This is a genomic window from Bifidobacterium sp. CP2 (assembly GCF_018555635.1).
Lineage (GTDB): Bacteria > Actinomycetota > Actinomycetes > Actinomycetales > Bifidobacteriaceae > Bifidobacterium > Bifidobacterium saguinibicoloris.
In genome coordinates, this window is the sequence record NZ_JAFEJX010000003.1 from 20,034 (window position 1) to 45,450 (window position 25,417).

General features: G+C 65.1%; 22 protein-coding genes and 5 tRNA genes. 4 read left to right on the forward strand and 23 right to left on the reverse strand.

Annotated features, from left to right (window positions below):
* Positions 1–39 precede the first annotated feature (39 nt).
* Complete coding sequence (locus JS531_RS02740; RefSeq protein ID WP_214312339.1) at positions 40–1,302, reverse strand: NADH:flavin oxidoreductase/NADH oxidase family protein; 1,263 nt, start codon at positions 1,300–1,302, stop codon at positions 40–42.
* Positions 1,303–1,396: 94 nt separating this feature from the next.
* Here JS531_RS02740 and JS531_RS02745 point away from each other — a divergent pair, with 94 nt between their 5' ends.
* Complete coding sequence (locus tag JS531_RS02745; protein WP_214312341.1) at positions 1,397–1,975, forward strand: TetR/AcrR family transcriptional regulator; 579 nt, start codon at positions 1,397–1,399, stop codon at positions 1,973–1,975.
* A gap of 74 nt (positions 1,976–2,049) precedes the next feature.
* On the opposite strand, the gene JS531_RS02750 is transcribed toward JS531_RS02745, so the two are convergent.
* The 11 genes from JS531_RS02750 to JS531_RS02800 form a co-directional block, all read right to left on the reverse strand.
* Positions 2,050–2,832 (reverse strand): methyltransferase domain-containing protein, encoded by a 783-nt coding sequence (locus JS531_RS02750; protein ID WP_214312343.1) that lies wholly within the window; start codon positions 2,830–2,832, stop codon positions 2,050–2,052.
* Positions 2,833–2,970: 138 nt separating this feature from the next.
* Positions 2,971–4,380, reverse strand: coding sequence for a DHA2 family efflux MFS transporter permease subunit (locus JS531_RS02755; protein ID WP_214312345.1), 1,410 nt, complete (start codon positions 4,378–4,380; stop codon positions 2,971–2,973).
* Positions 4,381–4,493: 113 nt separating this feature from the next.
* Complete coding sequence (locus JS531_RS02760) at positions 4,494–4,937, reverse strand: MarR family transcriptional regulator (RefSeq protein ID WP_214312353.1); 444 nt, start codon at positions 4,935–4,937, stop codon at positions 4,494–4,496.
* A gap of 82 nt (positions 4,938–5,019) precedes the next feature.
* The gene (gene hemW / locus JS531_RS02765; protein WP_214312355.1) at positions 5,020–6,258 is read right to left on the reverse strand and encodes a radical SAM family heme chaperone HemW; all 1,239 of its coding nucleotides are present in this window, start codon (positions 6,256–6,258) and stop codon (positions 5,020–5,022) included.
* Positions 6,258–8,138, reverse strand: coding sequence for a translation elongation factor 4 (gene lepA, locus JS531_RS02770; protein WP_214312357.1), 1,881 nt, complete (start codon positions 8,136–8,138; stop codon positions 6,258–6,260). Before lepA ends, hemW begins: the two co-directional genes overlap by 1 nt.
* A gap of 131 nt (positions 8,139–8,269) precedes the next feature.
* On the reverse strand, positions 8,270–8,530 hold the full coding sequence (gene rpsT / locus JS531_RS02775; RefSeq protein WP_214312359.1) for a 30S ribosomal protein S20: 261 nt from the start codon (positions 8,528–8,530) through the stop codon (positions 8,270–8,272).
* Positions 8,531–8,652: 122 nt separating this feature from the next.
* The gene (locus JS531_RS02780; protein WP_214312879.1) at positions 8,653–9,390 is read right to left on the reverse strand and encodes a TRIC cation channel family protein; all 738 of its coding nucleotides are present in this window, start codon (positions 9,388–9,390) and stop codon (positions 8,653–8,655) included.
* A 399-nt stretch (positions 9,391–9,789) separates the two neighbouring features.
* Complete coding sequence (locus JS531_RS02785) at positions 9,790–10,023, reverse strand: hypothetical protein (RefSeq protein ID WP_214312361.1); 234 nt, start codon at positions 10,021–10,023, stop codon at positions 9,790–9,792.
* A gap of 30 nt (positions 10,024–10,053) precedes the next feature.
* Positions 10,054–11,232, reverse strand: coding sequence for an IS1249 family transposase (locus JS531_RS02790; RefSeq protein WP_214312374.1), 1,179 nt, complete (start codon positions 11,230–11,232; stop codon positions 10,054–10,056).
* Between the two features lie 246 nt (positions 11,233–11,478).
* Complete coding sequence (locus JS531_RS02795; RefSeq protein ID WP_214312376.1) at positions 11,479–12,606, reverse strand: branched-chain amino acid aminotransferase; 1,128 nt, start codon at positions 12,604–12,606, stop codon at positions 11,479–11,481.
* Positions 12,607–12,811: 205 nt separating this feature from the next.
* Positions 12,812–13,441 carry a 50S ribosomal protein L25/general stress protein Ctc gene (locus JS531_RS02800; RefSeq protein WP_214312377.1) on the reverse strand — a complete coding sequence of 210 codons (630 nt, stop codon included), beginning with the start codon at positions 13,439–13,441 and terminating at the stop codon, positions 12,812–12,814.
* 270 nt (positions 13,442–13,711) lie between these two features.
* Here JS531_RS02800 and JS531_RS02805 point away from each other — a divergent pair, with 270 nt between their 5' ends.
* On the forward strand, positions 13,712–14,689 hold the full coding sequence (locus JS531_RS02805) for an alpha/beta hydrolase (RefSeq protein ID WP_346427753.1): 978 nt from the start codon (positions 13,712–13,714) through the stop codon (positions 14,687–14,689).
* Between the two features lie 190 nt (positions 14,690–14,879).
* Here the strand turns inward: JS531_RS02805 and JS531_RS02810 are convergent, their stop codons facing one another.
* From JS531_RS02810 to JS531_RS02820, 3 genes are read right to left on the reverse strand one after another with little or no spacing between them, the layout of a single operon-like run.
* The gene (locus JS531_RS02810) at positions 14,880–16,304 is read right to left on the reverse strand and encodes an NAD(P)(+) transhydrogenase (Re/Si-specific) subunit beta (protein ID WP_214312387.1); all 1,425 of its coding nucleotides are present in this window, start codon (positions 16,302–16,304) and stop codon (positions 14,880–14,882) included.
* Positions 16,305–16,604 (reverse strand): NAD(P) transhydrogenase subunit alpha, encoded by a 300-nt coding sequence (locus JS531_RS02815; protein ID WP_101622745.1) that lies wholly within the window; start codon positions 16,602–16,604, stop codon positions 16,305–16,307.
* Between the two features lie 18 nt (positions 16,605–16,622).
* Entirely contained in the window at positions 16,623–17,780 is a 1,158-nt protein-coding gene (locus tag JS531_RS02820; RefSeq protein ID WP_214312388.1) for an NAD(P) transhydrogenase subunit alpha, read from the reverse strand.
* Positions 17,781–18,014: 234 nt separating this feature from the next.
* On the opposite strand from JS531_RS02820, the gene JS531_RS02825 reads away from it, so the two are divergent.
* Positions 18,015–20,057, forward strand: coding sequence for an AMP-binding protein (locus JS531_RS02825; RefSeq protein ID WP_214312390.1), 2,043 nt, complete (start codon positions 18,015–18,017; stop codon positions 20,055–20,057).
* Between the two features lie 93 nt (positions 20,058–20,150).
* Here JS531_RS02825 and JS531_RS02830 read toward each other — a convergent pair whose 3' ends face one another.
* The 7 genes from JS531_RS02830 to JS531_RS02860 form a co-directional block, all read right to left on the reverse strand.
* Positions 20,151–21,962, reverse strand: a complete 1,812-nt coding sequence (locus JS531_RS02830; protein WP_214312392.1) for an AMP-dependent synthetase/ligase — start codon at positions 21,960–21,962, stop codon at positions 20,151–20,153.
* A gap of 60 nt (positions 21,963–22,022) precedes the next feature.
* Positions 22,023–22,646, reverse strand: coding sequence for a M23 family metallopeptidase (locus JS531_RS10965; protein WP_240542003.1), 624 nt, complete (start codon positions 22,644–22,646; stop codon positions 22,023–22,025).
* 248 nt (positions 22,647–22,894) lie between these two features.
* Positions 22,895–22,970, reverse strand: a tRNA-Gly gene (locus JS531_RS02840).
* 33 nt (positions 22,971–23,003) lie between these two features.
* Positions 23,004–23,076: transfer RNA gene (locus JS531_RS02845), tRNA-Val, on the reverse strand.
* Between the two features lie 46 nt (positions 23,077–23,122).
* A tRNA-Val gene (locus tag JS531_RS02850) sits at positions 23,123–23,194 on the reverse strand.
* Positions 23,195–23,232: 38 nt separating this feature from the next.
* Positions 23,233–23,303, reverse strand: a tRNA-Cys gene (locus tag JS531_RS02855).
* Positions 23,304–23,331: 28 nt separating this feature from the next.
* Positions 23,332–23,404 (reverse strand) — tRNA-Gly (locus tag JS531_RS02860).
* Between the two features lie 166 nt (positions 23,405–23,570).
* Here JS531_RS02860 and JS531_RS02865 point away from each other — a divergent pair.
* Entirely contained in the window at positions 23,571–24,431 is an 861-nt protein-coding gene (locus JS531_RS02865) for a PAC2 family protein (RefSeq protein ID WP_214312394.1), read from the forward strand.
* Between the two features lie 57 nt (positions 24,432–24,488).
* On the opposite strand, the gene JS531_RS02870 is transcribed toward JS531_RS02865, so the two are convergent.
* Positions 24,489–25,280 (reverse strand): fructosamine kinase family protein, encoded by a 792-nt coding sequence (locus tag JS531_RS02870; protein ID WP_214312403.1) that lies wholly within the window; start codon positions 25,278–25,280, stop codon positions 24,489–24,491.
* Between the last annotated feature and the right edge of the window lie 137 nt (positions 25,281–25,417).

Here is a 25,417-nt window from a genome sequence, read left to right on the forward strand (position 1 = left end):
CATTTGTCTTTGCAGACTGTGAAACGTTGGCAGCGAAGATCACCGCCGCACTTTGCGGCGGCGTGGAGTGAGGGCGGCGGGACCGTGCTGTCTGAGCGCGAACAGCAGCGCCTTCAGGCCGCCGATGCGCGGATCGGGACCCTCCCCGCGCGCGATGCGGTGCATCTGCAGTTCGAACCAGCTGATGACGAGGATGCCGCCGAACGCCTTGTCGAGGGCCCTGATGCCGGTCATGACGCGGGGCAGCTCGACGCTGCCGTCCCATCGGTCGCGGATGATGCGCTTGGGCAGGTCGGGGACCAGAGCCAGAGGACGCGCGATGCCGATCATCTGCGTGATGCCCTCATCGAGCGCCCGTTCCATGTCGCGTGCGTTGCGGAAGCCGCCGGTCAGGGCGACCGGCACGGTCAGCTCGCCTTTGACGCGGCGTGCGAAGTCGGTGAAGTAGACGCCGCGCCTGCGGTCCTCGGCCGCGCCGCTGTTGGTCTGGATGACCGGCTTGGCGTAGGTGCCGCCGGAGATGTCGATGAGGTCGACGCCTCGGGTCTCCAGCTGTTTCATGACCCAGATGGACTCCTCCTCGCTGAAGCCGCCCGGCGCGCCGTCCTGCGCATTGAGTTTGACCGCCACGGGGAAATCGGGGCCGACCGCCTCGCGCACCGCGTCGAACACGTCGAACAGGAATCGGGCGCGGTGTTCGATGTCGCCGCCGTATTCGTCGGCACGCCGGTTGTCGAGCGGCGAGAGGAACTGGTTGATGAGGTATCCGTGCGCCGCATGGATCTCCACGCCGGTGAAGCCCGCCTTCTTCGCGATGCGCGCCGTGGTGGCGAACCGGCGCACGATGTCGCGGATCTGACCGACCGTGAGTTCGGTGGGCTCGGCGAAGAACCTGCCGTATTCGCCGTCGATTCCGCCGGCGCTCGGGGCGAGCGGATGCGGGTTGATGGTGATGGGCGACTGGCGCCCGGGGTGGTTGATCTGCATCCAGCAGTGTGTGCCGTTCTCGGTGCCGGCCGCCGCCCAACGGCGCAGCATGTCCAGGTCACGCTCGTCCTCGACGGCGACGTTGCCGGGCTCGCCGAGCTGGGTGCGGTCGACCATCACGTTGCCGGTGACAAGCACGCCCGCACCTCCCCTCGCCCACGTGCGGTAGAGACGCACGTGCTCCTCGGTCGGGGCGCAGTCGCGGCCGGCGAGCGCCTCGTTCATCGCGGATTTGTAGAACCGGTTCTTGATCGTCACCCCGCAGGGCAGGATCAGCGGTTCGGCGATCGGCGTCGCAGTCTTCTCATTCATCATGATTTCCAACTTTCCATACGTCTATGTTTTTACAGTTGTCTAAACTATCACATAGTTTGACAACTGCAAAATTCTGGACGATAGGATATGCTGGATGATCATGAAGAAGGATCTCAACGGCAAACTCACGCGTGGCGCGCAGCGCACGCTCGACGCGTTCTTCGACGCGATGACCGGGCTGCTGGCGACCACATCGTTCACCGACATCAGCGTCAACTCACTGTGCGAACGGGCAGGCTATCCGCGCGCCACGTTCTACAACTACTTCGAGGACCGCGACGATCTGCTCAACTACTGTTGGACGGCATTGTCCATGCAAACGAATCTGACCGACCTCGCATCGTCCGAGCCGGAACATCGCGTGGACACCGCTCTTGACGCGATGGCCGACCTGCTGGAATCCAACGCGGATCTGCTGCGCGCGGTGCTAGAGCACAATCCGCCGGCGGGCCCCCTGTTCTCCAGCCTGCACATGTTCATCGAGGGACGGGCGCACGAGATCATGCGCACCTGCGTCGACCTCGACCGGTTCGACCTGCCGGCCGACCTCATCGCCGACCATTACGCGAACACGATGATGCTCGTGCTCGATTGGGCATATCTGCGCGGGCACGAGCTCACCCGCGAGCAGCTGCACGCCTACGCGCACACCCTGCTGGGCGGCGTGGAGTAGCGGATTCCCGTCGTCTCGATGTTCGGCATGAACCGCCATTCGTTTCGGATTTTGCCTATGACCATTATCACTGTTCAGATGCGTTTCAGTTCGGCCATCGCGGCATAATGCAGCACCTCGAACCGTTCCGGGGCGATGCGCTCGAGCAGTGCCTTATGCTCCCGTTCCCACGCCGCAATCTCACGTGCGGGGAGCGACGCACCGATGCCCCGGCATGCCTTCACCCGTCCGTTCCAGCTCTCGCGTGTGAACGGCACGGCGAGTCTGTATTCCTCATGATGAACGAGTTCGAAACCGTTTGAGTAGCAGGCGGGGATGTCGATCGGACGCATCCGTTCCCCCGCGCCGCTCCAGTCCGGGTTGTATTTCAGAATCAGCCGTTCGCTCGCTCCCGCGATCGGATCCTCGAACGGCAGCCACGCCATATACAGCACGAGGATGCGCCCATTCGGTTTGAGGATGCGATGCAGTGTGCCGTGAATCGCCTCATGGTCGAAGTACCAGAAGCATTGGCATGCCGTGATCACGTCGAACATGCCGTCGGGAAAATCGATATGCTCCGCCGGCATCGTGCGATATACAATGCCCATGCCTTCGGAAAGCCTCCGCGCCTGGGCGATCTGCCGTTCGGAGATATCGACGCCGACCCAGGTCGCCCCATACCGGACCATGGCTCTCGGAATCACACCCGTACCGGTGCCCAAATCGAGGACGTACTGTCCGTCACGGCATAGGCCACGGTCGAGGATCCTCCGGTAGAACCGCGCCGGATAGATGTCGCGATAGCGCGCATATTCGTCCGATACGCGTCCCCAATCAAAGGGAACACCGTGATCGATGCGTTCATCGACTATCATCCGGCCACCTCCTTGGCGAACATGCTCTCCGGACTCTGCATATCATCCACCATCATCGGATATATCGACTTCGAGCGCTCGAAGTCAATACCGCCGGGCATCGATTCGCGGCGGCACGATCACGACAGGCCCACGTCGTCAGCCGTTCCGCTCGCTGTGCAGGAACACGAGCGGGATGACGATCAACGGGACCGCGCACGCACCCATGACCAGATACGTCAGGTTCAGGCCATGCATGTCCGCCGCGGCCATGGTCATGCCGCCGGCGTGCGCGGACGCCGCCAACGCGGTCATCATCCCGACGAACACGGCCTGGCCGATCGCGCCGGCGATGGTGCGCAGCGCGGTGAGCAACGCGTTCGCATCGGCGAGACGCCCCTCCCCCGCGACTCCGGTGCCCCAGGTGACCAGCGGCATCATCAGGCAGCCGATCGCGAGCGACCGCGCCACGTTGATCGTGGCGGCCACCCAGATGGACGCCGACATCGGCAGCAGTCCCATGCACAGGTTGCTCGCGGTGAGGCAGACGCCGCCGACGAGGAACAGACGCCGCACGCCGAACCGGTCGTACAACCTGCCGGCCATCGGGCTGATGACCGCCATGGCGAGCGAGCCGGGCAGGCTCACCAGGCCGGCCATCGACGCCGAACCGCCCTTGATGGTCTGCACGTAGAGCGGCAGCATCACCGACGAACCCATCATCGCGAAGTACAGCAGCATGCTGCCGACCACACTCAACGCGAACCCGCAATGACGCAGGATGCGCACATCGAGGAACGGGCGCTCGCGCTTCAGCTGCAGCATCACGAACCATACGGACGCCGCGACGCCCAGCGCCAGCGACGGCAGGACCGCCATGCTCGTCAACGGCATGGAGCCGATGTTGCCGATGCCGAGCGTCACACCACCGAACGCGACGATGCTCACCGCGAAGGACAGGACGTCGAAGGAGCGCCTCGACGTCCTCAGCACGTTGTCGAACACGAGGCAGGCCGCAATCAGCGACACCGCCATCACACCGACCACCAGATAGAAGATCGACCGCCAGCCGAACGCGTCGACCATCAGACCGGACAACGTCGGCGCGATCACCGGCGTGACACCGACCGCGAGGCCGTACCAGCCCATGATCGTGCCACGGCTGTCCGGATAGATGGTCATGAGCACGACCTGCGCCATCGCCATGAGCAGCCCGTTGCCGCACGCCTGCACCACGCGCCCGACCATGATGACGGCGAACGGCACCGGGGCCACGCAGATCAGCGAGCCGATGATGAACAGCACGGTGCCTGCGAGATACAGCGGCTTGGTCGGGAACCGGGTGATGAGGAACGCGGTCAACGGCATGACGATGCCCATGGCGAGCGAGTAGCCGCTGGTGAGCCATTGGCCGGTCTGCATGGTGACGCCCAGATCGGCCACGATGGGTGGCAGGGCCGTAGTGAGCGCCGTGGCCATGATGGTCATGGCGATGCACGAGAGCATGATGTTGACGAAGATGAGCGCGCGGCGGCGATTGCTCAATGGGGTTTGTCCACTGTTGGACATGGCGTTGCCTCGCATGGTCGATGTTCCTGCCGAGAATTCATGGTGATGTCGGTGACGCGCCGATGGCACGGCACGGTTTCGGTTCCGGCCGTTCCGGCCGTCACGTGGCGGCGCTAGGCCCCACGTTCGTCGAGCTCCTGGTAATGGCGTTTGATCGCGGTGAGGATCTCACCGAATTGGACGCGTTGGTCTTCGCTGAGCGCCGCCAGCAGTTCGCCGGACGCGTTGTTGCCGGCGGACCGACGACGCATCGCCTCGGCCCTGCCCTCCCCGGTGAGCTCGACCAGGTAGGTGCGGCCATCCTCCGGATGTGGGGTGCGCGAGATCCAGCCACGCGCCTCCATCTTGCCGAGCAGTTCGCTCATCGATGCCGAGCGTATGCCCAGGATCGCCGCGAGCCGACGCTGGCTGACCGGGCCGAGACCGCCGAGGGTGAGCAGGCAGCGCGACTGCCCGCCGCCATGCGCGAGGGCGTCGTTGTTGCGCACCTCCCGCTGATGGCTGACGCGCGCCACGTCATGGAACAATTCCACCAGTTCCCGGTCGCTTGTCGTCATGGTATGCGGCGCCCCTCACGAAATTCTGCTAGGTACCTTGCAAATAATACAAGGTACCTAGCAAAAAGCAACTCATCGCGGTTCACACGCCGGCGAGGTCGAAGACGCGTTCGATGACGGCGTCGTTGAGCAGACGCCCCTTGCGCGTGGGGACGATGCGGGTATGGTTCCTGGCGTCGGATTCGATGACGACGAGTCCTTCCTCGACCATCGGCAACAGTTGCGCGGCGTCGATGGGACGCAGGGGCGTGGATTCGTCCGCCCCGCGTGCGGAGGCGATGGCCCGGTTGATGCGGTCCATGTCGAGACCCTCTCGGATGCGCAGGCCGAGCATGATGAGCTCCTCGAGGTTCTCCCCCGACGTGATGGTTTCGCTGCCGCCCCACGGGATGCGGCCCTCGTTGATGGCGGTTGCCCACATGCGCGGGTGCGCGATGTCCCACGCGCGCAAGGCATGCGCCTCGGCGCTTTCGCTGTCGGCGACCGTGTTGTAGTGGGAATGGGCTCCGGGGCCGATGCCCGCCCAATCGACGTTGCGCCAGTAGCCGAGGTTGTGACGGCTCTCGTATCCGGGCTTCGCCCAGTTGGAGACCTCGTACCATGCGAGTCCGGCCGCCGTGAGCAGGTCGTCGACGATCTCGTATTTCGCGGCCTCGTCGTCGTCATCAGGCTTGGGTAGGGTGCCGGCGGCGATGCGACGGCCCATCTTGGTTGTCGGCTCCACGGTCAGGGCGTATGCGGAGATGTGGTTGACGCCGAGGCCGATGGCCGTTTCGACCGAGGTACGCCAGTCGTCGAGGCTCTCCCCGGGCGCGCCGTAGATGAGGTCGACGCTGGACCGGAGCCCGGCCTTGGCGGCGGCCCTGACGCCCGCCGCCACGTTCGCGGGCGTATGCGTGCGGTCGAGCGTCTTCAGCACATGCGGCACGGCGGACTGCATGCCGAAGGAGATGCGTGTGAAGCCGCCTTCGGCGAGGCGGTTGATGTAGTACTCGTTGACGGTGTCCGGGTTGGCTTCGGTGGTGATCTCGGCGTCCAGGGCGAGGCCCCAGATGCGGCGGATGGCGTCGAGCATCGCGACGAGGTCGTCCGCCGAGAGAATCGTGGGCGTGCCGCCGCCGAGGAAGACGGTGCTCGCCGCCGGCTCCTCGACGCCGTGCGCGAGCTGCCATTCGCGCGTGAGCTCCATCTCGCGCACGACCATGTCGGCATAGTTGCCCCGCGAGGCGCCGGCGCCGAGATCCACGGCCGTGTACGTGTTGAAATCGCAGTATCCGCATCGCCGCAGGCAGAACGGCACGTGGATGTAGACCTCGAACATCAGCCTTCGGTCTTCTGCGCGGCACGGATCTTGTCCTTGGTATCGCGGTCGTTCGCATCCTCGCCGGTGGACAGGGCGGCGATGAACGCCTCCTGAGGCACCTCGACATGGCCGAGCATCTTCATGCGCTTCTTGCCGGCCTTCTGCTTCTCGAGGAGCTTGCGCTTACGGGTGATGTCGCCGCCGTAGCACTTGGCGAGCACGTCCTTCCTCAGGGCGCGGATGTTCTCGCGGGCGATGATGCGCGAGCCGATCGCGGCCTGAATCGGGATCTCGAACTGCTGGCGCGGGATGAGCTCGCGAAGCTTCTTCGTCATCATCACGCCGTAGCTGTATGCCTTGTCGCGGTGCACGATGGCGCTGAACGCGTCCACCTTCTCGCCCTGGATGAGGATGTCGACCTTGACGAGGTCGGCGGACTGTTCGCCGTCCTCATGGTAGTCGAGCGAGGCGTAGCCCTTGGTGCGGGACTTCAGCTGGTCGAAGAAGTCGAACACGATCTCGGCGAGCGGGATGCGGTAGTGCATCTCCACACGGTCGGTGGAGATGTACTCCATCGTGCCCATCTGGCCGCGGTGGTCCTGGCACAGGTCCATGACCGCGCCGATGAACTCCTTGGGGGTGATGATGTCGGCGGCGACCATCGGCTCGACGATCTTCTTGATCTTGCCGTCCGGGAACTCGCTCGGATTGGTGACGTGATGTTCGGAGCCATCCTCGGAGGTCACGTCGTAGGTGACGTTCGGGGCGGTCTGGATGAGGTCGAGACCGAACTCGCGCGACAGACGCTCGTTGACGATCTCCATGTGCAGGAGTCCCAGGAAGCCGCAGCGGAAGCCAAAGCCCAGCGCCACGGAGGTCTCCGGCGTGTAGATGAGGGCGGCGTCGTTGAGCTTGAGCTTGTCGAGCGCATCGCGCAGTTCGGGGAACTGGGCGTTGTCGATCGGGAACAGGCCCGCGTACACCATCGGCTTGGGGTCGCGGTAGCCGGGCAGCGGCTCCGTGGCGGGACGCACGGCGGAGGTCAGGGTGTCGCCGACCTTGGACTGGCTCACGTCCTTCGCTCCGGTGATGATGTAGCCGACCTCGCCGGCGCCGAGCGCCTTGGTGCGGGTCATGTCGGGGCTGATGACGCCGATCTCGATGGGATCGTGCGTCATGCCGATGCCCATCATGTGGACCTTCTCGCGGTCGTGCAGCTCGCCGTCCTCCATACGGATGTAGGTGACGATGCCGCGGTAGGAGTCGTATACGGAATCGAAGATGAGGGCGCGCGCCGGGGCCGTCGGTTCGCCTTCGGGCGCGGGCACCTCCATGACGATGCGGTCGAGCAAGTCGGCTACGCCCTCGCCGGTCTTGCCGGAGACGCGCAGCACGTCGGACGCGTCGCAGCCGATGAGATTCGCGATCTCCTCGGCGTGCTTGTCCGGTTCGGCGCTGGGCAGGTCGATTTTGTTGAGCACCGGGATGATGGTGAGGTTGTGGTCGATGGCCATGTACAGGTTCGACAGCGTCTGCGCCTCGATGCCCTGCGTGGCGTCCACGAGCAGCACGGCGCCCTCGCAAGCGGCCAGCGCTCGGGACACCTCGTAGGTGAAGTCGACGTGACCCGGGGTGTCGATCATGCCGAGCGTGTATTCGGTGCCGTCGAAGGTCCACGGCACGCGCACGGCCTGCGACTTGATGGTGATGCCGCGCTCCTGCTCGATGTCCATACGGTCGAGGAAGCGGTCGCGCATCTCGCGTTCGGGCACGATGCCGCTCAGCTGCAGGATGCGGTCGGCCACGGTTGATTTGCCGTGGTCAATATGCGCGATGATGCAGAAATTGCGGATCAACGACTGGTCGGTGGAACCGGGCTGGTTGTGCTGGGTGGCCACTGAAGCATGCCTCCTACTCGACGTGCCTGAAGTCAAACTCACATTAGTGTACGCGACATGAAAGACCCCGCAGACGATGCGGTCTGCGGGGTCTTCCGGCCGTTCCGCCCGATGACGGGCGGAACCATGAATCACAGGGCGTTGATCGCCACGGCCAGACCGGACTTGCGGTTCGCGGCCTGGTTCTTGTGGATGACGCCGGCGCCGGCGGCCTTGTCCAGCTTCTTGGCGGCGACCTGGTAGGCGGCCTCAGCGGCGGCCTTGTCACCGGCGGCGATGGCCTCGCGGGTGTTGCGGACGGCGGTCTTCAGCGCGGACTTGACGGCCACGTTGCGCTTGTGCGCCTTCTCGTTGGTGATGACGCGCTTCTTCTGCGACTTGATGTTTGCCAATGTAACTCCAAACGACGTTTGCTATAAGGACATACGAAACGTAGATGATAGCACGCCACCCGGATAACGGGACACGGAATGAAACCCCGGCACATAGGCGTGTCGCGGACGACGAAGGCGGGTCACTCCCGTTCATCACCGTCGTCGTCCCAGCGCGAACGCTTCGGCGTTTCCCCATCCCTGGGCTTCGGCGTGATGTCCGGTCTGCGCAGATACCGTCCCTCCCCCGGCAGATATACGGTACGGCGCTCCACCGCCCCCGGGAATTTGATGTTGAAGATGACCGAGGCCAGACGCAGCCCGACAATGAGGGCGATGATGACGATGTCCAAGGCGATCTCCTGCTCGGCGTCGAGCAACCCGGCGATGCGCCCCTTGCAGACGAACACGGTGAGCACGCATCCCAGCGCCGACGGCACGGCGTACCAGTGCTTGTCGCGGATGATCATCGGCACGTCGTTGAGCAGCATGTCACGCACCAGTCCTCCGCCCAAGGCGGTCGCCATGCCGAGGAAGACGGAGGTCATGCCGGAGGAACCGAGATACATGGCCTTGGACGTGCCGATCACGGCGAACAAGCCGAGAGCCAGCGCATCGAGCGTAAGCATCGACCATTTGAGCTTGTCGACCTCGAGATGCAGCACGGCGATGGCCACACCGGAGACCAACGCGGTGACCACGGACCATTTGTCGGTGATGCCGACGGGCGGCACCTCAAGCAGGACGTCGCGCAGCACGCCGCCGCCCAAGGCGGTCAGCCACGCGGTGACGAGGATGGCGAACAGGTCGTACTCCTTATGGACGGCGGCAAGACCACCCACCAGACCGCAGCAGAACACGGCCACGTATTCGACCAGCATGAAGAAGAGGTTGCTCTCCAACGCGACCTGCACGATGCCCCTCCCCGTTCGGTGTTTCCCTACGGTCACACGCTACCCCATCGCGGCGAAAAGGCGATGCTCCGCGCCCATGGAAAAACACACCTCCTGGATTATCCGTCGTTGTAGACGGTTATAGTCATGATATGGGATGCACGGCAGACGCCGTACCATCTCACCATGCCACACGCTCGTAAAAGACGTGGTTTCATGGTAAACTCACCCCTTGTGAAATGAGCGGGCGCAAATCGTAAGACTTGCGCCCGCGACTTTTACCCCACCATGGGCATGGCGGGGTCGATATCTATCAATCGCGACGCGCGAGTGTATCTCCGACAGGTCCCCAAGGGTTGTTGGGCTATAGGAACTAAACGTGGTGTTTTAGAGTTCCCGGGCATGGCGCGGGTGCTGTCGCAGGATTTTCCGTTGCCGCCTTTCCTTTTGCATCCAGACCGAAGCCCGATGGACGATTCCCATGACGCCGATGATGGCGCAGGCCAGGTCGAAGCCGGCGCGGGTGATGTTCATGGTGCCGCCATTCGCGGAAGGGATGAGGGTCGCGATCATGTCGATCAGGCTTTGCGCTACTTGCATGGTGTATTCAATGATTTCCATGCATGACGGCTATGCGCATTGGCCCGCGGGTCAACGGACGTGGCCCTTGCGGATATAGAAACCGGTTTCGTTGGCGGGGTCGTCATGGTTATTGGCCTGGATGCCGTCGCCATAGGACTTCGGCGAATCGCCGCCGTCTTCGTCCCGGGTGTGGACGCTGACCGGGGGCTTCCAGTGTTCGGGCCTGATCAGCGATGTGGGGTCCGGGGAGCCGCTTTTCATGTAGCACACCCATTCGCAGGCGCGTCTCATGTGTTCCTCGGGTAGCCCGTGGTGGTCGAGGAGCACGTGCTTGAGTGGCGAGTTGACGCCGCCCTCCAAACGGTTCGTGGTGCGCGCCACAGGGCCTCCGGCCGTGAGTCCGGGTTCGAGGAACGCGAACAGCCTGCCCTCGCGGAACAGCTTCTCCAATCTCCGGTAGCAGCGGCGGACCTCCTCGTGCGTCCACCACCACTCCTGACGCGTGGCCTTCGGGTTGGACGGGTCGTCCCTCGCGTAAGTGCGTTCGGCGATGAAGTCCTTCCACCTGATATGCCATGCGTTGAGCGCCTCCGCCCATTTGGCCGCCTGCTCGGCGTCATGGATCTTCGTGAGCTTGTCGGAGAGCTTCTTGAGCTCCCTGCCCGCCTCAAGCCTGGGTTTCGATGTCAGGTCGGTCCTCGTGTTGCGCTGCACGTGCACCAGGCAGCGCTGGATCCTCGTATCCGGCCATACGGCGTTGCAGGCCGTCTCCGCGCCACGCAGCCCGTCCGTGATCAGCACGTCGGGCGCGGGGATTCGGGAGAACAGCGCCGTGTACGCGGCCTTCGACTCGTGCTCGCACCACTGGAGGCCCAGCACCTCGCCGGTCCCGCCGTCGATCGCGACGATCAGGCACCAATCATGGTTCATGTACGTGCCGTCCGCCATCACCGTGTGGTGCCTCACCGCGCACGGCGGCATCACGGGTCGGATGTTCCAGCACCATTGGATGCGTTTGCGAAACGCGCGCGGCCCCGGGCCCATGTCACCCTGCGTCCTGCCGGAAAGCAGCCAGTCGAGGAAGGCCCGCAGGTCGGCGTCATGCTTCCTGTCAGCTCTGGGCGCGGTGGACCCCAGTGAGCAGTCCGTGCATTTCCAGCGTTGGGAGCCGGCCTTCGTCCTTCCGTTCTGCCTCATCGGTTTTCCGCATACAGGGCACAGCCGGGCCCTCTTCGACTTCGTCCTCATGCACCCATCGAACAGGCACCGGACGGCCGGACCGACGGTCTTTAACACGACATCGTGTTAAAACCACCCCGACACGCCTACTGCCACAAGGCCAAACCCCAGTCATAAACACCACGTTTGGTTCCTATAGCCCGGGTTGTTGCCCAATGGCCCCTTGCCCGAATGACTGAACCAAAAAGCAAGGCCCCTCACCCCTACTCGCGTAAGGGATGAGGGGCCTTCAGTCGAACGGATGTTCGAACGGTCTCAGCAGACCTTCCACATCCAGTTGTGCGGATCCTCGATCTCGCCGAGCTGGATGCCGAGCAGCTTGTTGCGCAGGGCCACGGTCAGCTCGCCGGAGCCGCCGTCGGCGACGGTCACATCGAACTTCTCGGACTTGAAGCGGCCGATCGGGGTGATGATGGCGGCGGTGCCGCAGGCGAACACCTCGGTGACCTCGCCGGACTTGATGTCCTCGAGCAGCTGGTCGATGGCGATCATGGTCTCGACGACGTCGCGGCCCTCGTCCTGCAGCAGCTGGATGAGGGAGCGGCGGGTCACACCCGGCAGGATGTTGCCGGTGAGGGACGGGGTCTCCACGTGGCCGTCCTTGTGGACGACCATCATGTTCATGCCGCCGAGCTCCTCGAGGTAGGTCTTGGTGGCGGCGTCGACGAAGCAGACCTGCTGGCAGCCGTTCTCGATGCCGGTGTACTCGCCGAGCAGGGAGGCGGCGTAGTTGCCGCCGCACTTGGCGAAGCCGGTGCCGCCGGGGCCGGTGCGGAACCACTTGTCCTCGACCCAGATGCTCACGGGCTTGACGCCGCCCGGGAAGTACGGGCCGGACGGAGAGGCGATCACGCAGTAGTCGACCTCGTGCGGGGCACGCACGCCGAGGAACGGCTCGGAGGCGAACATGAACGGACGCATGTACAGCGTGTACTCGCGGCGGGACGGGACCCAGTTCACATCACGGCGGACGAGGGCTGCGACGGAGCCGATGAAATCGTCGACCGGCAGCTCGGGCAGGTACAGACGCTTGGCGGAGTTCTGGAAACGCTCGGCGTTCGCATCCGGACGGAACAGCCAGGTGGAGCCGTCGGCGTGACGGTAGGCCTTGAGGCCCTCGAAGCACTCCTGCGCGTAATGCAGCACGGAGGCGCCCGGATCCATCTTCAGCGGCGCGTACGGTTCGACGCGACGGTCGCCCCAGCCCTCGCCCTTGGTCCAGGTCATGTGGGTCATGTTGTCGGAGAAGACCTGTCCGAACGCCGGCTTGTCGATGAGCTCGGCGCGCTTGGCGTCGGATGCGGGGTTGTCGTTCGGCAGTACGGTGAAGGGCTCGACAAGCTTGTCGAGCGCCGCCGGATCGTGATGCGTGTTCTCAGTCATGTTCACTTCTTTATCATTCGGCCGCCCATGGGACGGCGTTCATTGCGAAGGGTCAGCCGCACGCTCGTGGCATGCGGTGCTGTGGGATACTTTGTCACATCCCCGACGTCGGAATATGACATGGTTCACATTATGAAAAGACCCGCGGCCGCCGGGGTCGCGGGTCTTCCAGGGAAGCCATCGGCCGGATTCGCTCCGGCTCGGATCACTTGGCGGCCGGGGCTTCCGCGGCCGGGGCGGCAGCGGCGTCGGCGGCCGGGGCGGCCTCGGGGGCAGCAGTGGACTCGGTGGCGTCCTCCGGGACCTCGACGGTCACGACGGACTCCTCCGGATCCTCGACGTCGAGCTCGACGCCCTCGGGCAGGACGACATCCTTGGCGAACACCTTGGTGCCGTCGGTCAGGCCCTCGACGCTCACGACGATGCGCTCCGGCAGGTTGGCGACGTCGGCGCGGACCTTGAGCTCCTGGATGTCGACGAACGCGACGGCGGCGCCCTTCGGGGTGCCCTCGACAAACACCGGCACCTCGACGTCGATCTTCTCGCCGGCCTTGACCTCGTAGAAGTCGATGTGCTCGACGATGCGCTTGACCGGGTTCTTCTGGACGTCCTTGACGACGGCCATGGCCTTCTCGTCACCGAAGTTCAGCTCGAACAGGGCGTTGGTGTGGCGCAGGGAAAGGGTGGTCTCCTTCATCGGCAGGGCGATGAACTTCGGCTCGGCGCCACCGGCGTAGATGGTGGCGGGGATGAGCTTGGCGACGCGCATGCGGCGCGCGGCACCCTTGCCGAACTCGTTGCGGACATCGCCGTTGAGGACGATCTTGGTAGCCATGGTTATGCTCCTTGGTTGGTTTCGTTAAGTGGGTTGTGTCACTTGTCGTTCTGTCTTTTGACGCCACGACGCGCCGCAGAACGTCCCAAGGAGGGATGATTCACGCCGAGTCGATAACGGAAGCGCGGATTCCCATGGGGGAACCGCTTCTTCCCTCGCCAAAGCAACAGCAACCAAGTATACGAGGCGGCGGGACAACGAGGCGGATAGACTGGTGTCGTCGATGGTTTTCAAGGGAATCGAGCTGCAATGGAGCGAATCGTCAGGAACATGCTGATCGGGGCGGGCGCGGGCGCTGGACTGCTCGCCGCGGGGACATATGCGACGGCCGAACTGATGTTCCACCTGTCGCTGGACCTCGACTGGTCGCGTTGGATGGAACGGCTGATGTCCTCCGGCGCCTCGGCGTCGTATCTCGCCGCACCGCACCACGACGCCGCCGAGGAGGCCGAAGCCGCACGCTGGTTCGACACGGCGAAGCAACCGGTGGCGCTGCGCAGCGAGGACGGGCTACGCCTCCACGGGTGGCTGTTCGATCCGGACTGCGCCTCCCCCGCGCCGCATCTGTACGCGGTCTGCATGCACGGCTATGCGGGCAAGCCCGCCGACATGGCGAAATACGCCCATCGGTTCGCGCGGATGGGATTCACCGTGCTGGTCCCGGCGCAGCGTGGCCATGAGCTGAGCGAGGGACGATACATCGGCATGGGTTGGCTGGAACGTCGCGACCTGCTGGGATGGCTCTCCCTCGTGACGGCGAGCGACCCCGAGGCCCGCATCCTGCTGCACGGCGTCTCGATGGGCGCCGCCACGGTGATGATGACGACCGGCGAGGCGGCCCTGCCCCGCAATGTGAAGGCCTCGATCGAGGATTGCGGGTACACGTCGGTGCGGGATCAGTTCCTGTTCAACGCGAAGGGCATGTATCATCTGCCCCGCCGATGGATGGGAGTGCCGGTCGTGGACCTCATGTCGTCGATCTCACGCCGCGTCGCCGGATACGGGTTCGCCGAGGCGTCCTGCGTCCGTTCGCTGCGTCGCACGATCATTCCGATGATGTTCATCCACGGCGGTGCGGACATGTTCGTCGACCCCGCGTTCCTCGACCGCAACATCGCCGCATGCGCATGTCCGGACCGTGAGCGGCTGCTGGTGCCGGGCGCCGGCCACGCCCTCGCCGCGAGCACGGATCCGGAGCTCTACTGGAGCCGCGTCACCGCGTTCGTCACCCGTGTGTTCGGACTCTAGCGCGGGACGTCCGCGAAGGACGTACGACGAAGGGCCGATTCCCGATTGGGGAATCGGCCCTTCGTCACTGCGACTGGCGCTCCATTATGCGAGCAATGTAATTGCTGGCATGATGTGTGCGGCTTCTAGGCGCACCGAGGGAAGCGGTACGAAGGTACCGCGACCGAGGAGCAACGACGAAGACGCTCCATCAGGCCAGCAATTCCTTGACGGCGTTGATGACGGCTTGCAAGCTCTTCTTCGCGTCGCCGAACAGCATCTGCGTGTTGTCCTCGAAGTAGAGCTCATTCTGGATGCCGGCGTAGCCCATGCCGCGGCCGCGCTTCATGACGACCACGTTCTGCGCCTTGTCGACGTCGAGGATCGGCATGCCGGAGACCGGGGTGCCGGGACGGCGGGCGGCCGGGTTGGTGACGTCGTTCGCGCCGACGACCAGGGCCACGTTGGCCTGCGGGAACTGTGGGTTGATCTCGTCGAGGTCCACGAGCTCCTCGTAGGGCACGTTGGCCTCGGCGAGCAGCACGTTCATGTGGCCGGGCATGCGGCCGGCGACCGGGTGGATCGCGTAGGAGACCTCGACGCCGTGGGCCTTGAGCAGCTCGCCCAAATCGGCGAGCTCGCGCTGGGCCTGCGCCTGGGCGAGGCCGAAGCCGGGCACGAAGATGACCTTCTCGGCGTAGACGAGCTGGACGGCGAGGTCGTCCGGACTGGTCTCCTTCATCGTGCCTTCAGGACCTTCGCCCGCGGCGGACGCACCCGAACCGCCGCCGAAGCCGCCGGCGAGGACGGACAGCAGCGGACGGTTCATGGCCTGGGCCATGAGGATGGACAGGGTCACGCCGGCCGAACCGACCAGAGCGCCGGCCACAATCAGGGCGACGTTGTCGATGGCGAGGCCGGACATGGCGACGGCGGTGCCGGTGCAGGCGTTGAGCACGGAGATCACGACGGGCATGTCGGCGCCGCCGATCGGGATGACGAACACGAGGCCGTAGCACAGGGCGAACACGGTCGTGAGGATCGACCACAACAGACGCTGCTCGGGCTGGACGCACAGCATGACGAGCGCGACGATGGACAGGACGGCGAACAGCACGTTCCACACGCCCTTGCCGGGCAGGGCGAGCTTCTTCACCCACTTGATGCCCTGCAGCTTGCCGGCGGCGATGAGCGAGCCGGTGAACGTGACGGAGCCGATGAGGATGCCGAGGCCGGCGGTGATGAGCACGACAATGTCCGGCAGGCCCTCCTTGGTGAGGATGTCGTTCAGGGCCACGAGCGCCGCCGCGCCGCCGCCGACCGTGTTGAACACGGAGACGAGCTGCGGCATGTCCGTCATCTTGACCTTCTTGGCGGACACGACGCCGGCGACCGCGCCGATGAGGATGCCGACGACGAGCACGACCACGGCGATCGTGTTGATGAATCCCTTGGCGAACAGCACGATGAACGCCATGAGGACGGCGACGACCATGCCGAACGCGGAGATCTGGTTGCCCTTGCGGGCGGTCTTGGGCGAGTTCATGAAGTGCAGGCCCACGACGAACAGGACGGCGGAGAACAGGTAGACGAACCAGGCGACGATGTCGATGGTTCCGACGGTTGCGGAGGCCATTTACTTCTCCTCCCCCTTCTTCTTGTTGGACTTGAACATCTCGAGCATGCGGTCGGTGACGACGTAGCCGCCGACGACGTTCATCGTGCCAAGCACCGCGGCCAGGAAGATGAACACGTAGGCGAGCGGCGAGTTGGCCTCGGCGGCGACGATGACGACGCCGACGATGACGATGCCGTGGATGGAGTTCGCGCCGGACATCAGCGGAGTGTGCAGGGTGGCAGGCACCTTGCCGATCACCTCGATGCCGATGAGCAGGGCGAGCACGAACAGCGTGATGGAAACGACGAGCGTAGGCATTTCCTTGTCCCCTTTCCTTTACTTCTTCTCTTCGGACTTGCCTTCGACCGGGGCCTCGGCGCGGCCGGCCACGACGAGCGCGGAGTCGAGCTCCTCGTTCAGGTCCTGCGAGAGCCTCCCGTCGCGCACGAAGTGGGCGAGCACGTCGGCCACGTTGCGGGCGAGCAGGTTGGACGCGGTGGTGGCGACGCCGGAGGCGAGGTACGGCGCGCCGATGATGGTGACGCCGCCGTCGGTCACGTGCGTGCCGACCGCGGACCCCTCGACGTTGCCGCCGAGATCGGAGGCGGCGCAGTCGACGATCACGGCTCCGCGGTGCAGGCCGTCGACGCCGGCCTTGGTGAGCAGGACCGGCGGCTTCCTGCCGGGGACCTTGGCGGTGGTGATGACGATGTCGAATCCGGCGGCCTTCGCGTCGACCGCGGCCTGCTGCTGGGCCTGCTCCTCGGGGGTCAGGGCGCGCGCATAGCCGCCCTCGCCCTGTCCCTTGGAGAAGTCGAGTCCCAGATCGAGGAACTTCGCACCGAGCGACTCGACCTCGCCCTTGGAGGCGGGTCTCACGTCGTACGCGGTGACGACCGCGCCGAGGCGGCGCAGCGTACCGATGGCCTGGAGCCCCGCGATGCCGGCGCCGAGCACCAGGGCCTTCGCCGGACGGATGGTGCCGGCGGCGGTGGTCATCATCGGCAGGAAGGAGCCATACGCGTCGGCGGCGAGGATCGCGGCCTTGTAGCCCATCACGGAGTTCTGCGAGGTCATCTCGTCCATCGACTGCGCGCTGGAAAGCTGGCGGGGCAGCTTCTCCATCGCCACGCCGACGACGCCCGCCTTTTCGAGCGAGGCGACGTAGTCGGCGTCCGTGAAGGAGCCGAGCATGCCGATCACCCACTGTCCCTTCCGCAGCTTGGCGATGACGGAGGCGTCCGGACGGTCGACGAAACCGAGCGCGTCGGCCTTGGCGATCACCTCGTCGCGCGTGGCGACGGTCGCCCCCGCCTTCTCGTAGTCCTCGTCCGTGTATTGCGCCGCGGCGCCGGCGCCGCGTTCGATGAGGCAGGAGACGCCGCTCCTGCCGAGCCTGGTGACGATGTCCGGGGTCAACGCGACGCGGGATTCGACATCCGACGTCTCGCCCAGCACACCGAAAGCCACCGTGGCTTCCTTGATTCCAGCCATGAGAGCCCTTTCTGACATTGGCCGTGTAGGTCATTACGCCGAACAGTGTAGCCGAAAGTGCTCACCGGACGACGAATCATCCGCCTTTTGGGCCGTCCCACGCCGACGGTCGCGGCATTCGAGGCCGGCGGCGCATATGACGCCTACGCCACCGTAAGGTGACGTGTCGCGCGAAGACGACTAGACTTGCTCCTTTGAGACAGGACATTGCAGAGATTGGGCAAGGAGCTTCACGTGTCCGTTTTTTCCACGCTGAAACAGCAAACCACGAACATCACGCGGAAGGCGTTGCATCTCGGCACCGACTTCGTGCATCCGGTCGGGGATGATTCGGGCAGCGAGCCCGACTACGCGGGAGAGGACATCGTCCGCGAGGAATCCATCGAACTCCCCCACACCGACGTCTGGGGGCCCGACCGTCCCACGGTGACGGAAATCGACCCGGCCTCGGGCCTGCTGACCACCTCCACGCAGGGCAACCCCCCGCTGGACATGGGCACGTCGATCTACGACATCTACGCCGACCGCGCCGCGCGCATGGGCGACGATCCGCTGTACACGTACAAGGAGAACGGCGAGTGGGTGACGAAGACCGCGAACGAGTTCCTCGCGGAGGTGCGTGAGATCGCCAAAGGCCTGCTGCACTACGGTCTGAAGAAGGGCGACGGCGTGGCGTTCATGTGCCGCACCTCCTACGAGTGGGATCTGACCGATGCGGCCGTCATGGCGTGCGGAGGCGTGCTCGCCACAATCTACGACACGGATTCCGCGGAGCAGATCCGCAACATCGTCAACAACTCCGACGCCCGCCTGCTCATCGTGCAGGATACCGCCATGCGGGACAAGGCCGATGGCGCCGTCGAGGAGTGCCCGTCGCTGGAGCACATCGTGTGCATCGAGACCGGCGGATTGGACGAGATCAAGGCGTACGGCAAGTCGGTGTCCGACGAGGAGCTGGACGAGCGCATCGACTCGGTGCAGAAGACCGACCTGTGCTCGATCGTCTACACGTCCGGTTCCACCGCCGCGCCGAAGGGCGTGGAGATGACGCACGAGCATTACTGCCAGACTGCGTTGAACCTGCCCGACTACATGCCGGGCCTGCTGCACGACAAGAGGAACACGATCCTGCTGTTCCTGCCTCAGGCGCATTCGTTCGCACGCGCCATCAACTACATCGTCGTCGCCTCCGACGTCCACATCTACATCGCCACCGGCATCAAGACGCTGATCTCCGACCTGCAGGTCGCGAAGCCGTCCATCATGATCGTCGTGCCCCGCGTGCTGGAGAAGGTGTACAACGCCGCCTCGCAGAAGGCCGGACACGGAGCGAAGGGCATGGTGTTCGCCTCCGCCGTCGTCGCCGCGCAGAACTATATGAAGGAAGTCTCCGAGAAGGGTCACGCGGGGGCCCTGGCCCGTACGAAGCGGGCCGCGTTCGATCCGCTGGTCTACAAGTCGCTGCGCGAGGTGCTGGGCGGCCGCGCCAAGTGGATCGTCGCCGGCGGCGCCCCGCTCGATCCGGAACTCATGGCGTTCTTCCGCGGCGCCGGCGTGCCCGTGTATGAGGGCTACGGTCTGACCGAGACGACCGCCCCGTGCTCGTTCAACGTGCTGGGCGTCCCGTTCCATGCCGGTTCGGTCGGCATCGCGTTCCCGGGATTCTCGCTGCGCATCGCGGAGGACGGCGAGATCCAGGTCAAGGGACGCGCCGTGTTCCCCCGCTACCATAAGAACGAGGAGGCCACCGAGACCTCCTTCACCGAGGACGGTTGGTATGCGACCGGCGATCTGGGGCGTATCGACAACGACGGCTTCCTGTACATCACCGGCCGCAAGAAGGACCTCATCATCACGGCCGGCGGCAAGAACGTGTCCCCCGGGCCCATCGAGGAGGTCATCCAGCGTTGCGAGATCGTCTCGCAGGCGCTGGTCCTCGGCGACAAGCGCCCGTTCATCTCCGCCCTCATCACATTGGACGAGGAGTCGTTGCGCCCGTGGCTCGCGGCGAAGGGACTGGATGAAGACATGCCGATGGAGGAGGCCGCGGCCAATGCCGCCGTGCGCGCCGAAGTGCAGAAGTGGGTCGATCAGGCCAACGAGGGCGTCTCCCGCGCCGAATCCGTACGCAAGTTCATCATCCTGCCCGAGGAGTTCACGCAGGAGAACGGGCTCATGACCGCGTCGATGAAGGTCATCCGTCCGAAGGTCATCAAGCGTTACGCCACGCTGCTCGCCACGCAGATGTACACGAAGAGGACCGCGCCGCGTCAGTGACGCCGCCACGTGACCGGCATCGGACCGGCACCATGGCGAGGCCCGCGCCGATCGGCGCGGGCCTCGCCGCATCTTCGGACGTCCCGGTCCGTCTCAGCGCTTGCCGGCGTAGATCACGTTGTCGATGAGGTCGCGGTAGCGCTCGGTGATGGCCTCGCGGCGGGCCTTCATCGATGCGGTGACGAGTCCGTTGTCCTCGGTGAAGTCGTCGGGCACGATCTCGAATTTGCGAATCGACTCGGCTCGGGAGACCAGTTCGTCCGCCTTGTTGACGGCGCGTTCCACCTCCGCGTACACGATGGGGTTGCGGGCCGCCTCGGCGAGGCTCGCGCATGGCGCGGCGCCCTGCGCCTCGAGCCATGTATTGGTCTCGGCGAGGTCGAGGGCGACGATCGCGGCGACGAACGGCTTGCGGTCGCCGACGACCACGCACTGGTTGACGACCGGGGAGGTCATCACCGACGCCTCCAGTTCGCCCGGGGAGACGTTCTTGCCGCCGGCGGTGATGATGAGGTCCTTCTTGCGGCCGGTCACGCTCACGAAACCGTCATCGTCGAGCGATCCCAGATCGCCGGTGTGCAGCCAACCGTCGACAATCTGTTGCCTGGTGACCTCGGGATGGTTGTGGTAGCCGACGCATACCGCCGGGCTCTTGATGCACAGTTCGCCGTCCTCGGCGATGCCGACCGCGGTGCCCTGCATCGGCAGGCCGATGGTGCCGATGCGGTATCCGGTCGTGGGGTTGACGGTGGCGGGGGCGCAGGTCTCGGTCATGCCGTAGCCCTCGAGCAGCGGGAGGCCGATGCCGTTGAAGAAATGCGCAATCGACTTGTCGAGCGGGGCGCCGCCGCACACCGCATATTCGACGTGGCCTCCGAACACCTGCATGATCGACCGGTAGACGAGCCTGGAATACACCGCATGCTTGAGATTCAGCCAGAACGGAATCGGCCCGGACTGCTGCGCCGCGCTCCACACACGGGCCACGCCGGTCGCGCCGGCGAAGATGCGCCCCTTCAATCCGGCGCCGGCCTTCTGCGAGGCGGCGTTGTAGATCTTCTCGAAGATGCGGGGCACGGCGAGGATGAACGTCGGCTTGAACGCGGCGAAGTCGGACAGGATCGTCTTCAGGTTGCCGGACAGGCCCAGCGTGACGTTGCCGGCGAAGCAGAAGAACTGCATGTACCGGGCGAACACGTGGGCGAGCGGCAGGAACAGCCACAGGCGGGCGTGTTCCGGCATCGCGATGTCCGGCATGGAGCGGACGCCGGAGTAGGTGATGAACAGGAAGTTGCCGTGGCTCAGCTCGACGCCCTTGGGCGTGCCGGTCGAACCGGACGTGTACACGATGGTGGCGAGGTCGGTGCCGCGCACCGCACGTTCCCGCTCGCGGAATTCGGCGTCGGTGACGGTCCTGCCGTACTCCTCGATGGTGTCGAGCGCTCCGAAGTCGATGACGTACACATCGCCGAGATCGGAGCACTCGTCACGTACGGACTCGATCTTGTCACGCTGCATGTCGTTCTCCGCGAACGCCATCCGCACCTTCGAATCGTTGAAGATCATGCTCACCTGCGTGGCCGAGTTCGTCTCATACACCGGCACGGTGAGCGCGCCGATGGACATGATGGCCATGTCGAGCGCCGTCCATTCCCAGCGGGTCTTGGAGATCACGGACACCGCGTCGCCGGGCATGACGCCCCGGGCGATGAGCCCCTTGGCCAACGCGACGACCTTGTCCCTGAATCCGGCCGCGGTGAAGGACTCCCATGCGCCCGTCCGCGGGTCCTTGTACTCGACGAGCGAATCGTCCGGCCTGCGTGCGGCGCGGTCCTCGAGAATCGAGAACAGGTTCCCGTCGGTGTCGATCGGCTGTTCCAGCGGCCTGAGATATTCCTTGATCATACGTGTTCCCCTATTGATGCTGTGGACGCCACCGATTGTAGTCCCTTGTCCCCGTGACGGTCATCGGTCGTACGGCTTCAATGCGATGCGCCGCGGGGTCGTCATGCCTTCCGGATCGATGTACCGCTCGCCTCCGCGACGCACGCCCCAGTGCAGGCACACGCCGTCGCAATGGTCGGAACGGTCCGCCACCTGCGCGAAGGGTGCTCCGCGCGTGACGGCCGCTCCGGCGCCGAGGTCGGTGACGGCGGGCTCGAAGCTGGAGACGAGGCCGTCATGCCGTATGCTCACCACCTGCTTGCCGGCGACGTCCCCGGCGAAGGAGACGACGCCGTCAGCGGGTGAGAGGATCCGCTCCCCCGCTCCCGCCTCGAGGTCGACGCCCCGATGCCCGGCCATCCAAGGTTGTTCCGGTCCGTCGAATCCGCGTGCGACGCGCGCTTCGTCCAACGGCCAGGTCATCGCCGCGACGCACCCGTCCACGTCCCCTGGTTCGCCGGCAAAGGCCGGTCCCACGCCGTCACGCGTCAGCGCGATGCCGGTGGATGACAGCAGCGCGGACGCCGTCATCATGACGATGAGGCGACGCCGCATGCGCACGTCGTCCCGTGAACGCCTGTTCCTCGCGTCGTGTTGCCGGACGGCGCGTCTGCGCCGTCTTCTCCGTTCGTATTCCCTGTCCATGTCGACTCCTTCGTCCGTGGTCCATCCGTCGGCGTCGCGCCGTCGGATGCGCGGGGAGCGCCTGCCCGTCCGGTAGGCTCCTCGTGGTTCCACGATTCCAGTGACGATGAACCAGGTCCAGCCGCGCAGAGGAATGTGGATAGAGCCCCGATGAATCTTCACAATCGGTGCGGCCGGACAACCGATGGCCGAGAGGCCGGGAGGATAATCGCCGGAAAACAAAAACCCCGCCGATCGGCGGGGTGACATGGAGCGGACAACGGGACTCGAACCCGCGGTCTCAACCTTGGCAAGGTTGCGCTTTACCAACTAAGCTATGTCCGCAGAGGATTCCCGCCGTGAGAAGCGGGATTCCAGTGGGCGATGTAGGAATCGAACCTACGACCCCTTCGGTGTGAACGAAGTGCGCTAGCCGCTGCGCCAATCGCCCCTGCAATGATATTCAGTTATCGGATACCGGACCCTATCGGTCCGAGTGGGCGATACAAGATTCGAACTTGTGACCCCTTCCGTGTCAGGGAAGTGCGCTACCTCTGCGCCAACCGCCCGGGTCATGCTCTTCCGGCCGTGTCACCGGCCGTCCGAGAGGTGGGTACGAGAGTCGAACTCGTCTATACGGCTTTGCAGGCCGCTGCCTAACCGCTTGGCTAACCCACCGTAAGGTCGTCAACCCTTCGGACCTTAGAGCGGACAACGGGACTCGGACCCGCGGTCTCAACCTTGGCAAGGTTGCGCTTTACCAACTAAGCTATGTCCGCACGCGGTCTCGGCGGTCATCGCCGCCGAAGCACGAGGCACTACTATAACGACGTCGCACGGTTTTGCCAAACACGGCGTGTCGCACGCCCGGAACGACGCACGCCCATGGCGAAAAACCGGCGGAATGATGCCGCACCGCGGCACCGGCACATTATCGTAGGAGGCATGAGTGAGGAACGAGTCGAAGGACGGCGCGTCCTGATTGCGGCATTCGACGGATGGAACGACGCCTGCCAGTCGGCGACGAACATGATCCGTCATCTGGTGGATCGGTATGACGCCCGGGAGATCCGGCACATCAGCTGCGACGGATACTACGACTATCAAGTGTCGCGTCCGATGCTGTGCCGGGTGACCGGACGGCCGCGCATCATCTGGCCGCAGACGACGTTCTACGAAATCGAACTCTCCCCCGACCGGGTCGTCTACGCGCAGATCGCACCCGAACCCAACTACCGGTGGCGCGAATACTGCCGCCAGAGCCTGCGCATCGCCGACGAACTCGACGTGGACCGCATTATCACGCTCGGCTCGATGTACGCCGACTGCCCGCATACGCGTCCGCTCCCTGTGGATGTGACGCACGGCGGATACGCGGCCGGCCGTCACGACGGTTCCTGCGCCTGCGGCGAATCGGACGCGGAAGGCTACACGGGCCCCGTGGGCATCCCCACCGTGCTGGACGACATGGCCCGTGAGCAATCGTTCGACACCGCCTCCATCTGGGTGTCCATCCCCCAGTATGCCGGCTCCGACGATTGCCCGCAGGCCACACTCTCCCTGCTGCATGCCCTCGAACGGGAGATGGGGACCTCTCTCGACGCCGGTTCCCTGAACGAACGAGCGGACGCCTGGAGGGCCAAGGTCACGATGCTCACGCGCTGCAGCGACCAGCTCGCCGAATACGTGCGGCATCTCGAACGTGACCGGGATGCCGCCGACAGGGCCCGTCACGACGTCGGGGACGCCACGGGCCGGGCCGAACAGCTCGTCAGGGAGACGGAGGACTTCCTGAAGAACCTATGACCATACCGCGGGAGACCATCACGCGGCCCGCCGCGACCGCCATCCCGGCGGCGTGCCTCATCCCAGCAGCGAACGGCACATGGACCGGTATTCGCTTACGTAGCCGCCGCCGAAGAAGACGCAGTGCCCCGCAATCGGATAGAGCCGCCACAGCGTCATGCGCTCCTCCCATCCGGCCTTCAGCGGATGGACGGACTGGTATCCGTCGAGGATGTCGCGCAGATAGGTCATGCCGAACAGACCAAGCATCGCAAGGTCCTCCTCGCGGTGGCCGCCATGCGCCGCGGGGTCGATGAGTACCGCCTCGCTGAAGCCGCGGTCGGCGGTCCACATCACGTTGCCGCTCCAGAGGTCGCCGTGCACGCGCGCCGGCTTGTCGTCCGCGGCGCGGCCGAGCAGGTCGGGCAGGGCGTCGACGACGCGCTGCGTGAGTTCCATGTCGTGCTTGTCGAGTTCGCCGCGACGCATGCCGAGCTCGACCATCGGCAGCAGACGGCCTTCGGCGAAATAGGTGGCGGGATCGTCCCACGCGCCGGTGTCCATCGGCACCGGATCCTGCAGCGGCCCGAAGTAGCAGGTGCCGTCGTAGCCTGCGGGCGCGGAACCGAAATGCGGGGCGCCGGCATCATGCATGCGGGCGAGCGCGGCGCCGAAGTCATGCGCCGCTTTGACCGTCGGCATGGCGGAATGCACCTTCTCGATGTCGAGGTATCCATCTCCCCATCCGATCACCTGCACCACGCGGGGACCACCCTGCGCCATGGCCTCGCCGAGCCACTGCAGCCCCCTCCCCTCGCATTCGAAGAAACCCTTCGGCGCGAACGCCCTGCTCTTGCGGTACTTGTCCATGAAACGCTCCTTCATCGCATTGCCGCGGCGATCCGCCCGGCATCGGAATCGGCATCGGCACGGCGGCCCCACCGATGGCCTCATTGTGTGCATTGTGCAAGACATCCGCCGACGGCGCCCGACGCAAGCGTGGTCTT

Bases quoted from the DNA above. Each gene is read 5' to 3' on its own strand.
- JS531_RS02740 (WP_214312339.1), bottom strand. From the start codon at position 1,302: ATGATGAATGAGAAGACTGCGACGCCGATCGCCGAACCGCTGATCCTG.
- JS531_RS02745 (WP_214312341.1), top strand. From the start codon at position 1,397: ATGATCATGAAGAAGGATCTCAACGGCAAACTCACGCGTGGCGCGCAG.
- JS531_RS02750 (WP_214312343.1), bottom strand. From the start codon at position 2,832: ATGATAGTCGATGAACGCATCGATCACGGTGTTCCCTTTGATTGGGGA.
- JS531_RS02755 (WP_214312345.1), bottom strand. From the start codon at position 4,380: ATGTCCAACAGTGGACAAACCCCATTGAGCAATCGCCGCCGCGCGCTC.
- JS531_RS02760 (WP_214312353.1), bottom strand. From the start codon at position 4,937: ATGACGACAAGCGACCGGGAACTGGTGGAATTGTTCCATGACGTGGCG.
- hemW (WP_214312355.1), bottom strand. From the start codon at position 6,258: ATGTTCGAGGTCTACATCCACGTGCCGTTCTGCCTGCGGCGATGCGGA.
- JS531_RS02780 (WP_214312879.1), bottom strand. From the start codon at position 9,390: ATGCTGGTCGAATACGTGGCCGTGTTCTGCTGCGGTCTGGTGGGTGGT.
- JS531_RS02785 (WP_214312361.1), bottom strand. From the start codon at position 10,023: ATGGAAATCATTGAATACACCATGCAAGTAGCGCAAAGCCTGATCGAC.
- JS531_RS02790 (WP_214312374.1), bottom strand. From the start codon at position 11,232: ATGAGGACGAAGTCGAAGAGGGCCCGGCTGTGCCCTGTATGCGGAAAA.
- JS531_RS02795 (WP_214312376.1), bottom strand. From the start codon at position 12,606: ATGACTGAGAACACGCATCACGATCCGGCGGCGCTCGACAAGCTTGTC.
- JS531_RS02800 (WP_214312377.1), bottom strand. From the start codon at position 13,441: ATGGCTACCAAGATCGTCCTCAACGGCGATGTCCGCAACGAGTTCGGC.
- JS531_RS02805 (WP_346427753.1), top strand. From the start codon at position 13,712: ATGCTGATCGGGGCGGGCGCGGGCGCTGGACTGCTCGCCGCGGGGACA.
- JS531_RS02810 (WP_214312387.1), bottom strand. From the start codon at position 16,304: ATGGCCTCCGCAACCGTCGGAACCATCGACATCGTCGCCTGGTTCGTC.
- JS531_RS02815 (WP_101622745.1), bottom strand. From the start codon at position 16,604: ATGCCTACGCTCGTCGTTTCCATCACGCTGTTCGTGCTCGCCCTGCTC.
- JS531_RS02820 (WP_214312388.1), bottom strand. From the start codon at position 17,780: ATGGCTGGAATCAAGGAAGCCACGGTGGCTTTCGGTGTGCTGGGCGAG.
- JS531_RS02830 (WP_214312392.1), bottom strand. From the start codon at position 21,962: ATGATCAAGGAATATCTCAGGCCGCTGGAACAGCCGATCGACACCGAC.
- JS531_RS10965 (WP_240542003.1), bottom strand. From the start codon at position 22,646: ATGGACAGGGAATACGAACGGAGAAGACGGCGCAGACGCGCCGTCCGG.
- JS531_RS02865 (WP_214312394.1), top strand. From the start codon at position 23,571: ATGAGTGAGGAACGAGTCGAAGGACGGCGCGTCCTGATTGCGGCATTC.
- JS531_RS02870 (WP_214312403.1), bottom strand. From the start codon at position 25,280: ATGGACAAGTACCGCAAGAGCAGGGCGTTCGCGCCGAAGGGTTTCTTC.